The organism is Streptomyces sp. NPDC006551 (assembly GCF_040611675.1).
Taxonomy (GTDB): Bacteria; Actinomycetota; Actinomycetes; order Streptomycetales; family Streptomycetaceae; genus Streptomyces.
Genome location: NZ_JBEXOT010000016.1, coordinates 62,159 through 74,035 on the forward strand (window position 1 = coordinate 62,159; position 11,877 = coordinate 74,035).

Here is an 11,877-nt window from a genome sequence, read left to right on the forward strand (position 1 = left end):
GACATGTCCACGCAGCGTTTAAGATCATCGCCTTCGCCGATTTCGATCCAAGGGAAGCGATGAGAATACGTGGGATTCTGGCGGCCTTCGCGGTCGCCCTCTCCGTGGTCCTGATGGTGGGCCTGGCCCAGAACGGGGCCGACCTGCTGCGGGCCGACCGTGCGACGGCGACGGACACGAAGCGGACAGCGACGGACACGCAGCCGGCCGACGCCGGGCCCGGAACCGAGGTCCAGCTCCGGGCGGTCACGTTCAACATGTGCGGTGGCCTGTGCAACAAGGGCGGCACCGACAAGCTGTACCACATCGAGCGCGAGATCAGCATCTTCGTCCCTGCGCCGCACCTGATCATGCTGCAGGAGGTGTGCTACCCGCAGTTCGAGTGGTTCCAGAACAAGTACGCGGGCACCTACGAGTTCGGCTTCACGCCCCTGCTCACCAACTACACGGGCTGCGGCGTGTCCGACTGTTCGGTGAACATGGACAGCGACCCGAACAATGACGACAAGCGCTGCTGGATCGGCCAGGTCGTCGGCGCCCGTGGGGCGCTGGGCCCCAAGGACGAGATCCCCCTCGGCGGCGAGAACAACCAGCTCGACAACGCCGGTAACCCGCTCGTCCCGGCGCGAACGTTCAACGCCCTCTGCTACGACGTGACCCTGGTCGGCGTCCCCGGGAAGGTGAAGGGTTGCAGCGTGCACCTGCGCGCCTTCGACGACGCCAAGGGCGTCAGTGACCGGGCCCGTTCCGCGCAGGCGGCACGTCTCGCCTCCGAACTCGACGAGGACATCGACGCCGGCAAGGTCGTCGTGGTGGGCGGGGACTTCAACGCGGTCCCGCAGCCGCACAAGGGCCCCTTCCTGGACAGCTTCTACCGCTCCGACGCCGAGCCGGGCGGGGGCATCGGCCGGTTCTACGAAGCCGACAGCGACGACTACGGCGATCCCGACGGCGCCGGCCCCGACCCCGGCTACTGGACCATGACGGATCCGGACTGTGTCGCCCCCGCCAAGACCTGCCGGAGCGGCCAGTCCACCATCGTCGACCTGTCCCCGACGCAGCTCGACCAGCGCAACAGCAAGATCGACTACCTCTTCTTCTCCGAGGCCACCACACCCGAGACGCTCAGCGGCGCCTCCCTCCCCATGTACTTCGATGACGCCGCGCGCACGAGCATCACCCGCTTCCCGGAGGACGCCGCCAAGGACGCCAACGGGAGGTACCTGAAGCTGTCGGACCACACCTTCTACCGGGGTCAGGCGACGGTCACCGTCTCCTGATCCTCCGGTGACGGGTGACCCGTTACACGAACGAACGGCCCGTGCCGCATGATGTGCGGCACGGGCCGTTCGTTCGTGTCAGCCGCGCGTCCTCGAGCGGTCGATCAGCGCGGTGGCCAACCATGATCCGCCGGACAGGCCTAGTACTGCAACGGTCCTTGTCGTGACGGTTGGGGAGGTCGGTCGTTGGCCTGCTCATGGATGGGGAACTGTCTGAATGTTCGGTCGTGGGCGCGTGAATTGAGGGCTCTGCACGAGCGGTTCGTGCATCGTTTCGCCAGGTCGCAGCCGTGTGAGTCGGCGCTGGCGTATATGCGGGGGCTTCTGTCTCCGCTGGAGCGGAAGAACGGCTGGACGCCGGCGGAGGAGGCGGGTCATGCGGGACCGGACCGGATCCACCGGTTGCTGAACCGGATCGACTGGGATGCCGACGAGGTCCTGGACGACGTGCGCGAGTATGTCGTCGAGCATCTGGGCGACCTGGAGGCCGTCCTGATCGTCGACGACACCGGTTTCCTGAAGAAGGGAACCCGGTCGGCAGGCGTCCAGCGGCAATACTCCGGCACGGCCGGGCGGACGGGTCGGCGGGAGAGCCATCGGCGCAGGTGGCGGTAGTTGTAGCCTTGGCCCACACCCGTCCCTTCGACCATTCGGCGAACCGGCGGTGAGCCGCAGCTGACGGCCCGAACGGCGCGGCGAACAGCTGTTGCCACGGCACCTGGGAGTCGCAACGAACACGATCGCGCCGGCACCTCCCGGTCACCATGCCGACCAAGTGGAACGGTCACGTCTGTTTCACCATCTTTCTCGGCGTCAATATGCGTACCTGCGAGGGCAGGTGACGCATTGTCATGTCGCATGAAGAGGTGATTTATGCCAACGGGACTCTCGTGGAGTGCGACGAGACCGACGGCCGATGGGCCGCGCCGGACCTTCCGCCGGGTGCTCGCGCAGGCCCTGGCCGGGACGATGGCTGCCGGACTGCTCACGGCGGGCTGGCTGATGGCCGCCGCGCCGAGCGCGGTGGCCGCGCCCCAGGAACCGCACACGGCCACTGAGGTCTATCTGACCAATGTGAACAACGGTGGGATGGTCAGGGCCAACGGCTCCCCCGGCATGGTGACGAACCCGAAGGGCGACGAGGACCATCAGCAGGTCCGGCTGGTGAAGCGGCCCAGCGGAAAGTACTGGATCACCCGGGGTGGGCAATGCTTCACCCGGGCCCCCTATACAGACATGTCCATGACGGAAATGCGGGCCTGCGGGGACGATACGGAGTTCACCTTCACATCCCTCGGCGGGGAGCGGTTCCGGATCGAGGCGTGGGATTCGCAGCAGAACCAGGAGCGGATGCTCCACTCCGACAAGGTGGGCGGCCGCGCCAACCTGATGCCGAGTCCGACTCAGCCGAACGACGAGTACGCGTGGTACGTCACCCCGATCGACCCGCCGCGCGAGGACATCAAGTCGGTGCCGCCGGAAGCCCGGACGTACGACCAGATGACCTACCTGACCACGCACAACGCTTTCTGGAACAGTGAAGACCTCTCCGCGCCGGGGATGCCGGCGCAGCCCCACTCGATCAGGAGGCAGTTGAACGACGGCGTCCGGGGCCTGATGCTCGACGTCTACGACAACAACATTCACGGCAACACCCGTCTCTGCCACGGCAGTTGTCTGGACACCAACCGGGTGACCGAACCCATCCTGCGCGACATCGTTGACTGGATGAACCAGTCGGAGAACCGGCGGGAGATCGTCACGATCTTCCTTCAGGACGAGTCGACGGCGGCGAACCTGAAGAAGGACCTGGACGCCGTTCCCGGCCTGACGGATCTGATCTTCGACCCCACGGCGCGCGGCGTCCGGGACAAGGGCTGGCCGACGATCGCCGAGATGGCGAACGCTGGGAAGCGGCTGCTGATCTTCTCCAGCAAAGCCGACGAGCGCCAGAACTTCGGTGTCGCTCTCCAGTCGTCATGGACGGTGGAGAACTACTGGGAGATGGGCATGCCGCCCGGCGACGCCGACTGGTCCTGCTACACCCGGTGGAACAACATCCCGCTGGTGAAGGAGGAGGAGAAGTTCCGGCGGCTGTTCGTGATGAACCACTTCCGGACGTACCCCAGCGTGCCGACCGCCACCAACGACAACTCCAAGCTGGCGAACCGGGCGGGCCGGTTCTGTATGCCCGCCGCCCGCAAGAAGCCGAACTTCCTCGCCGTCGACCAGTACACCTCGGGCAATCCAATGGCCGCGGTCACCGAGCTGCAGGGCTTCAGCTACCACGGTGACACCCCCGGCCAGGGCGGCTCCCCGACCTGGAAAGCACCCCGGCTCGCCGTGATGCCACTCGGTGATTCGATCACCCTCGGCGTCGGCAGCTCCACCTGTGCCGGGGGGACCCAGTACGAGCGGTGCGAGGGTTACCGCCGCGTCCTCCGCGACCAGCTCGCGCGCCATACGGGAAACCTCGATTTCGTCGGCTCCCAGCAGGCCGGCGGACAGCCGGACAACCAGCACGAGGGCCACTCCGGCTGGATGATCGACGGCATTGCCGAGAACATCGACAACTGGCTGGTGGCGGCGAAGCCGAATGTGATCACCCTGCACATCGGCAGCAACGACATCAACCGGGGACACGCGGTCCAGGACGCCCCGGCCCGGCTCGCCCGGCTGGTCAACCGGATCACCACGGCGTCCCCCGAGACCATCGTCCTGCTGGCCCCGATCGTGCCCAACAGCCGCGAGGGCAAGCAGCCGCTGGTCGACGGGTTCAATGCCGCCATCCCGAAGATCGTCGCCGCGGAACGGACCAACGCTCGCAAGGTGGAGCAGGTCGACTTCAGCGCTATCACGGCCGCCGACCTCCAGGACGGCCTCCACCCCAACAGCGCCGGGTACCAGAAGATGGCCGACGCCTTCTACAAGGCCCTGGCCGATACGGTCGCCAAGAACTGGCTCACCCCGGACGTCACGGTCACCCCGGGGCCGCCGATCGGGTCGGGCGCGCCGCAGGGCGACTACGACGTGGACTACGACGGCGACGGCCGCGGGGACTACCTGGTTCTGGGGCCTAACGGCGCGGTGACCGCGTATCGCAATGATCTGAACAACCAGTGGACGTCACTGGGGCAGGTCGCCAACGGCTCGCCGAACTGGACCAAGGACGATGTGCGGTTCGCCGATATCGACGGCGACGGCCGGGCCGATTACCTGGTACTCGGCCCCAACGGTTCGGTGCACATGTACCAGAACGCCGGCAACGGGCAGTGGACGGACCGCGGCAGCATCGCCACCGGGTCCACCAACTGGACCAGGGGTGACGTGCGGTTCGCCGACTACGACGGTGACGGTCGCGCGGAGTATCTGGTCCTCGGCCCCGACGGCGCGACCCACGCCTACCGCTACCTCGGGACCGGTACGTCCTGGACGTCACTGGGGCAGGTGGCCAACGGCTCGGCCGCCTGGACCAAGGACGATGTGCGGTTCGCCGACTACAACGGTGACGGCCGGGCGGACTATCTCGTCCTGGGCGCGAACGGCGCGGTGACCGCGTACCGCAACGACCTCAACAACCAGTGGACGTCGCTGGGGCAGGTCGCCAACGGCTCGGCCGCCTGGACCAAGAGCGATGTGCGGTTCGCCGACTACAACGGTGACGGCCGGGCGGACTATCTCGTCCTGGGCGCGAACGGCGCGGTAACCGCGTACCGCAACGACCTCAACAACCAGTGGACGAACCTCGGACAGGTCGCCAACGGCTCCGCCAACTGGACCAGGGCAGACGTCCGCGTCTGACACCGACCGCAGATCACTGATCGCTGAAGGGGCCGGGCCGCCGTGCCGTCCTACCCGGGGACGACGCGGCGGCCCTTCCTCTTCCCAGTACTGCAACGGTGCTTTTCCTGATGGTTGGGCAGGATCGGTGGTGTGGCTGCGTTGTTTGTAGTGGCTGATGCGTGCTTGGTGCTGTAGTCGGCGTCGCCAGTGGGACCAGTGCAAGATGTGGTGTGGGAGTTCCGGACCGGGACGGCCTGGCGGGACGTGGCCGAGCGTCATGGGTTGTGGCGGCACTGCGTCCGCCGTCGATCAAGCGACCCCGTACATGTTCCGGGGCCGCCTGGCTGCCCGGGCCTCTGGGCCGGGGGCTGCATGGTCGTCGAGGCAAGCCGCTGAGCGCCGACACCCCTGACGACCGCGGTCCGTGTTGAGTCCCCGGCCGTCGGCGGTGACGAGCGTTCCGGGCAATCGTTTTGCGGTGAACTGTGTCCGCCGCCTGGGCGAGTGTCTGCCTGGTCGTCTGTCCGCCTGCAATTTCTAGAACGTGAGGCGTGGTCAAGAACCCTTTCCTTCGGCGGGGAAAGCTGGAGCAAGGTCTCCGGTGATTTCAATCGGCCCGGTGGCGAAGCCATGGACCGGCCCCATCATCTGGATTGGCCTCCAATGGTGCGAGCGTAGTCTCGAAAAGCGAAGGAGAGTCCATATTTGGTCGCTCGTGGTGTCACCGGAGGAGGGTCCGACCTTCGGCGTAGAACCTCGGGCCGGGGAATATGCGCACACGGTGGAGATTTCAGGGCTCTCCGCCGACATGCCAGATCCCGAGATCTACCGGCGACTTGACGAGGTCACCAAGACTTTCCGGGTCGAAGTGACGGAGCCGCTTTCCGCAGCACCCTCGGCGCGACTCGTCGCGAAGGGACGGCCAGACAGGGTCGTGACGATCAGGCCGGCTGCGCGCACCTCGCAAGGCACTGCGGCCCCGTGGCTGGGGTCTGCGTAGTGCGTGCAGCCGTGCACCCGAAGCCCGGAGCATCGAACGTGCGTCACCGGCCCCACAGGGCATGCTGCCGTGGGATGAGCGGTTCGGTGTGGCGGCGGGCAATGCGGCGTCCTCCGACGCGCACGCCGTCCTCGACGGGCCCGCCGCCCGCGCGGAGGGGCCGGTACCACCACCCTCTTCGCCGAACTGGACACCGCGACCGGCAAGGTCATCGGCTCCCTCCGCCGCCGCGCGGGGGAGTTCAAGAAGTTCCTCGCCAAGCTCGGCAATGAGGTGCCGACCGATCTTGAAGTCCATCTGGTCCTGGACAACTCCGTCGTCTACAAGGTCCTGGCAGTCAAGAAGTGGCCGCTGGCGCATCCGCGATCCATCGCACGCGGGGCCGCTGTCAGTGGCCTCTGCCAGGATGCCTCGGTCAACACCACGAGCTGGAGAGACTATGGGCACTTGGGACGTCGGCCCCTTCGACAACGACACCGCAGCGGACTTCTGCGGGGACCTTGATGAGGCAACCGCAGGCGAACGCGAGGGCATTGTCTGCGGCACTCTCACCCGTGTGATCGACACCGCGGGCTACCTCGAAGCACCCGAGTCCGAGGAAGCCGTAGCCGCGGCCGCCCTCGTCGCAGCGCAGTGCCCCGGGGGTGAGGCTGCCGATCCCGTTCATGGGCCGGAAGAGCCTCTTCCTGATCTCACCGGTCTGCGCGATCTCGCCCTCCAGGCCCTCGACCGGGTCATGACCGAGCCGTCCGAGCTGATGGAGCTTTGGGAGGAATCGGATGGCGACCCCTGGCGCGCGAATATCCGCCGCCTGCAGAACGTGCTCCTGCCGCAGCCGCCCGGACAACAGCACAGCCTGATCTGACTGAGACCTGCCCGGGAGGCTCCTCCGTCCGTCAACCCGAGATAGACGACGACGGAGTGGAGCCAGGATCACCTGGCCCCACTCCATGGTGCGGGCGTGTCACCGGAACTGTGCGAAGAACCGCCAGATCTCTCCCTTGGTCCAGGTGGCGACGCCGCTCTCGTTGGGGGAGCCGTCGACCGGACCGGGTATGTGGCCTCCGTCGAACGCGGCCCATTGGACCGGGTACCCGGCACGGCAGCCCGAGTAGGTGGTGGTGATGTGCGACCGGCTGCCCGGCGCGGGCTCACGCGGGCTCTGGGGAGTGCAGCCGTTGTTGCCGGCGAATCTGTCGCGCAGGGACCGTCCTTGCGCGATGTTGAGGACGGAGTCGCTGATGCCGTGGATTCCGAAGTAGGCGACGGGCTGGGTGCCGCCGCTGCACCCGCTGATCTGGGCACCGGAGATGACCGCGACAGCCCTGAAGACGTTCGCCCGGCTGCATGCGAGTGCGTAGCTCATCCCGCCGCCCCAGCTGAAACCTGTGGCGAAGCGCTGTGCCGTGTTGACGCAGAGGCCGCCCTCGATTCGTCGGATCATGTCGTCGACGAAGGTGACGTCCTCACCGCCCGAATTGGCCCAGCCGTTGCCGAGGCCCTGGGGGGCGACGAGGATCGCGCTGTCTTTCGACTGTTCCTGCTGGCCGTAGTAGGACCAGGCGCTCCCGCTCGTTCCGCCCGAGGCGACGTCGCCGGCGGATCCGCCCCGCCAGTGGAACGCGAAGATCAGCCGGTAGGGGTGGCTGTTGTCGTAGTTGGCGGGAACCCTGAGGATGAAGCTGCGGCTCTTGCCGCCGCTCTGAATCGTGTGCGTACCGCTCGCCAGAGTCGGGGCGCTGCCGCATCCGCCGCCGCCACCGGACGACAACTTGATCATCTGCCATTGCTGGTTGGCGCCGCCCCAGTCGGTGTACTGGACGACGTTGCCGCCGTCGGCGGTGGAGCCGCCCTGCACCTCCACGGCCTTGCCGCTGTTGCGGTTGATCAGCCGGACGTGACCCGCGTCGGAGTCGGCCAGGCGGAACTGCTGGTTGGCCCCGTTGCCGTCGGCCCACTGCGCGATCGCGGCACCGTCGGCGGTCGAGGCGCCGGCCACGTCGAGAACCTTGCCCGAATGCCGGGCCTTGAGCCGGTAGAAGCCGCCGCCGGAGTCCACGAACTGCCACTGCTGGTTGGCTCCGTCGCTGCGCGTCCACTGGTTGACCCGCGCGCCGTCGGCGGTGGACACGCCAGAGACGTCCAGCGCCTTGCCGCTGTTGCGATTGACCAGGACGTACCAGGCATTGGTGTCCACCGTCGCCGCCTCGGCGGGCGCCGGATTCACCGCGACGAGCATGCCGATCGCGAGGGTCGCCGCCACCACGGCGGCGAACCGGGACCACCAGCGATGTGTTTGTGGAGGGGCGGGGGAAGCCGCACCGTAGGTCTTCATCGATTCACCCCTTCGCTGTGGCAGGTCAGGTGCGGGTCCAGCGTTGGTTGATGCCGTTCGAGCAGGAGTAGAGCTGGATCAGGGTGCCGTTGGCGGTGCCGTTGGCGGTGGCGTCAAGGCAGAGGCCGGACTGGACCCCGACGATGGATCCGTCGGAGTTGAGGCGCCACTTCTGGTTGTCGCCACCCCAGCAGCTGTAGATCTGGACTTTCGCGCCGTTGCCGGTCCCGGCGGCGTCCAGGCACTTGTTGCCGTAGACCCTGAGCTCGCCTCCGGCGGTATAGGCCCACTGCTGATTGGTGCGGTTGTTGCAGTCCCACAGGTTGATCTGGGTGCCGTCGGTGGTGCTGGCGCCGGGCACGTCCAGGCAGCGGCCCGAACCGACGCCCTTGATCTGTCCAGAACCGGTCGGGGGCGTAGGAGAGGCGGCGTTGAGTGCGTTGAGGACGGCGGTGTAGGCGGGCTTCTTGCTGCCGTCGCCGTTGAACAGCAGCGGCGAGTGCTCCGGTCGCCAGGAGTCGGTGTCGCGCACACCCCAGACGGTGATGCCGAGGCAGCGCGGGACGGCCAGGCAGTCGTTGGTCACGTTGGCGTAGGTCGTGGCCGAGGCGCCCTGGATGTCGAGTTCGGTGATGGCCACATCGACGCCGAGCGCGGCGAAGCTCTGCAGGGTGGTGCGGAAGTTGCTGTTGTAGGGGCTGTCGTTGTTGAAGTGCGACTGGAAGCCGACGCAGTCGATCGGCACGCCGCGCTGCTTGAAGTCTCGGACCATGGCGTACATGGCCTGGGTTTTGGCCCAGGTCCAGTTCTCGACGTTGTAGTCGTTGTAGCAGAGCTTGGCGGCCGGGTCGGCGGCGCGCGCGGTGCGGAAGGCGACTTCGATCCAGTCGTTGCCGGTGCGCTGCAGGTTGGAGTCGCGCCGGGCTCCCGAGCTGCCGTCGGCGAATGCCTCGTTCACGACGTCCCACTGGGCGATCTTGCCCTTGTAGTGGCCCATCACGCCGTTGATGTGGTTGATCATCGCCTGGCGCAGCGTGCTGCCGCTGAGGCTCTGCATCCAGCCGGGCTGCTGGGAGTGCCAGGCCAGGGTGTGGCCGCGCACCTGCTTGCCGTTCTGCACCGCCCAGTTGTAGACGCGGTCACCGGCGGTGAAGTTGAACTGGCCCCGCTGGGGTTCGGTGGCGTCGATCTTCATCTCGTTCTCGGCCGTCACCGAGTTGAATTCGCGGCCCGCGATCGTCGTGTACGTCGAGTCGTTGAGCCTGCCCGAGGCGATGGCGGTGCCGAAGTAACGGCCGCTCTGCGCCGCCGCGGCGCCGAGCGTGCTCTCGGCGGCGTGTGAGGTCTGCGGCGGCACCAGCGCGGCGGTCGCACCGAGGACGCCGGCGACCAGCGCCATACGCAGAGCGCCGATCTTCCGGCGGACGGTGGGTGGGGGAATGGCATTTGAGCCCACGGCTGAGCCTCCAGGATAGAAATCAGGGAAGGATTGAAGTGCGGCAGAATGAATCCGCGCTAGCGACGCCCGCGTCCATTGACAAAGGACGCTCACCATCAGGGCGTTACGATCCAAGGCTGGCACCCGGCACCCGCACAGATGGGCGACATCGCCTCGGGACTCAGTGTGGAAACCCCGCAGGAACATGTCAAGAGTTTCGAAAGGGTTTCGAGATTCCTCCCCTTCACGTATCCCGGAGCGGCTTTCGGTTGCACAAACGCCATCGAAAGAATTTCGATGAGGGTCGACCGAGCTGGGCTGTCATTGAAAGTTCAAGCAACAACATCAGGTGATCACGTGACGTCCGCTGCCGTCTCGTGTCGGCTCTTGGGCATCCATCACATTCACTTTCGGACAAAGAGAGAGGAACCCGGGCCGGGCGCGGATGTCAGCGACAATAAGTGGGCGCTGGATCTGAACGGCGGCTCCTGAGGAGAGATCCCGCCATAAACGCGAGTATTTCCTTCGGTTCGCATCTCAGGGACGCCGATATCCGTCGCCCCAGAGTGGCCATCCCGTTGAAGCTGGGAGCGTGACTTCACGTGCAATCCGTATACGGCCTGGCAGATGGACGGTCCTCGGGACGCCCTCGGCGTCGCGGCCCTCGGCCTCATCGCGGGCCGCTCCACGTCCGCTCATGCGGCCGTGGCCTGCGACGTCATCTACACGCCCCACACCTGGACCACGAGCCCCCGGGCAGGGTGGGTTCACCGCCGACATCACCCTCAAGAGGTGATGCGCTCAACGGCTGGACCCTGGCCTACTACACGCCGAACCAGGAGCTCACCTCGGGCGGCTGGGGCGCGACCTGGAGCCAGTCGGGCAACGCGGTCACCGCAGCGAGGACGCCTCACCTTCACGCCGTCCGAGGTAGACCCGGCCGTACACGTCGGGATCGCCGGCGATCACGCCGATGACGCTGCCACCGAACTGGTGCCGGCCGTCGTTGATCCGAGCGCAGCTCGAACCGCCGTCGACGGCGCGGAACAGCGCGGTGACCTCCTTCACCGTCCCCCTGAGGTAGAGCCCCTGGTACGTGGCGCACGGGGCCGGCTTGCCGAAGCCCACGGCGCTCGCCCGCTGCACCTCGGCGACCTTGCCGAAGACCCCCCGTCGGTGGAGTGCGGGACGCCTTGTCCCCTCCGGCGATCCACGGACCACCAGCGATGCCCGGGCCGCCTTGAGCTGGCCGTGAACAGACCCGGCACTGCCGTACCTGACTGATCGTCGGGAACGACGTCTGGTGAGGCGGGGGGCATCGGTCAGCGCAGTGGGGCAGTGTCACCTCGGCGTACCAGATCGAGGGAGCGGCCGGCGAGGGCGGGCGCACCCCATCGATCTGCCCACTGGCCGGGGCCAGGCCGGGGAGCGCGGACTCGGCTTCTACGCCGCCTGCTGGACGAGCTCTTGGCAGGTGGGACCACCCCGGTGCCCACGTTCGACCACTGCGACCTCCCAAAGGAGTTGGAGGCTCCGTCAGTGTGCTGGACGCCCTCGCGGAGATCAGCGGGGGGCACCTGCCGCTGTCCGTCCCACCCCTGCTGTGGAGGGTGGCGCCTCCAAGTCCGCGGGCCCGGCCTCCTTGCGGTGAAATCCGCGGCTCGCGGGCACGCGGTCGGGGCGGTGGCACGGGGACCGGCATGCCTGGGGTGACCGCGTGTCGCGTCGCCGGGACCGGAAGGCCTGACGTACAGACGGCCAGACGCGGTGACCGGTGAGGCGGGACCGGACGAGCGGTTCCGCCCCGCCGCCGTGTGCGCCGCCACCCCCCATCGGGGTGGAACATGCCGCTGCCGACGGCCGGCACACACTGGGCCCGGCTTCTTCCGCAGGCCTGGCCTGAGGGCTCCGGTCCGCCGCGGTGCACCGTCGAGCATGTTGTCCGTCCTCTCCGGGGACCAACCGCGTGGCAGGGCGGAGAACGTGGACTGTGCCGGTTCCGCGAGTTGGTCACCCCGGTCGGCGAAGTGCTCGCTGCCGG

At 67.4% G+C, this 11,877-nt stretch carries 6 protein-coding genes and 3 pseudogenes; 6 read left to right on the top strand and 3 right to left on the bottom strand.

Translation table 11 applies throughout. The features are described from left to right. Nucleotides 1-59 precede the first annotated feature (59 nt). From ABZY12_RS17155 to ABZY12_RS17175, 5 genes and pseudogenes are all read left to right on the top strand, one after another. Complete coding sequence (locus ABZY12_RS17155; protein WP_356890977.1) at nt 60-1,280, top strand: endonuclease/exonuclease/phosphatase family protein; 1,221 nt, start codon at nt 60-62, stop codon at nt 1,278-1,280. 201 nt (nt 1,281-1,481) lie between these two features. Then, nucleotides 1,482-1,856 (top strand): annotated as a pseudogene (locus ABZY12_RS17160) (transposase); the annotation flags it as partial. 366 nt (nt 1,857-2,222) lie between these two features. Beyond that, nucleotides 2,223-5,081: an FG-GAP-like repeat-containing protein gene (locus ABZY12_RS17165; protein ID WP_356890979.1), complete on the top strand. Its 2,859-nt coding sequence runs from the start codon at nt 2,223-2,225 to the stop codon at nt 5,079-5,081. 1,144 nt (nt 5,082-6,225) lie between these two features. Then, nucleotides 6,226-6,375, top strand: a pseudogene (locus ABZY12_RS17170) (IS630 family transposase); the annotation flags it as partial. A gap of 127 nt (nt 6,376-6,502) precedes the next feature. Further along, nucleotides 6,503-6,928 carry a DUF4259 domain-containing protein gene (locus ABZY12_RS17175; RefSeq protein ID WP_356890981.1) on the top strand — a complete coding sequence of 142 codons (426 nt, stop codon included), beginning with the start codon at nt 6,503-6,505 and terminating at the stop codon, nt 6,926-6,928. 99 nt (nt 6,929-7,027) lie between these two features. On the opposite strand, the gene ABZY12_RS17180 is transcribed toward ABZY12_RS17175, so the two are convergent. The 3 genes from ABZY12_RS17180 to ABZY12_RS17190 all read right to left on the bottom strand — a co-directional run bounded on the left by ABZY12_RS17180 (nt 7,028) and on the right by ABZY12_RS17190 (nt 10,982). Continuing rightward, nucleotides 7,028-8,329, bottom strand: coding sequence for an RICIN domain-containing protein (locus ABZY12_RS17180; RefSeq protein WP_356891067.1), 1,302 nt, complete (start codon nt 8,327-8,329; stop codon nt 7,028-7,030). Nucleotides 8,330-8,423: 94 nt separating this feature from the next. Continuing rightward, nucleotides 8,424-9,854, bottom strand: coding sequence for an endo-1,4-beta-xylanase (locus ABZY12_RS17185; RefSeq protein WP_356890983.1), 1,431 nt, complete (start codon nt 9,852-9,854; stop codon nt 8,424-8,426). An 873-nt stretch (nt 9,855-10,727) separates the two neighbouring features. After that, complete coding sequence (locus ABZY12_RS17190; RefSeq protein ID WP_356890985.1) at nt 10,728-10,982, bottom strand: hypothetical protein; 255 nt, start codon at nt 10,980-10,982, stop codon at nt 10,728-10,730. Nucleotides 10,983-11,194: 212 nt separating this feature from the next. Here ABZY12_RS17190 and ABZY12_RS17195 point away from each other — a divergent pair. Then, a pseudogene (locus ABZY12_RS17195) lies at nt 11,195-11,366 on the top strand (family 1 glycosylhydrolase); the annotation flags it as partial. Between the last annotated feature and the right edge of the window lie 511 nt (nt 11,367-11,877).

Bases quoted from the DNA above. Each gene is read 5' to 3' on its own strand.
- ABZY12_RS17175 (WP_356890981.1), top strand. From the start codon at position 6,503: ATGGGCACTTGGGACGTCGGCCCCTTCGACAACGACACCGCAGCGGAC.
- ABZY12_RS17155 (WP_356890977.1), top strand. From the start codon at position 60: ATGAGAATACGTGGGATTCTGGCGGCCTTCGCGGTCGCCCTCTCCGTG.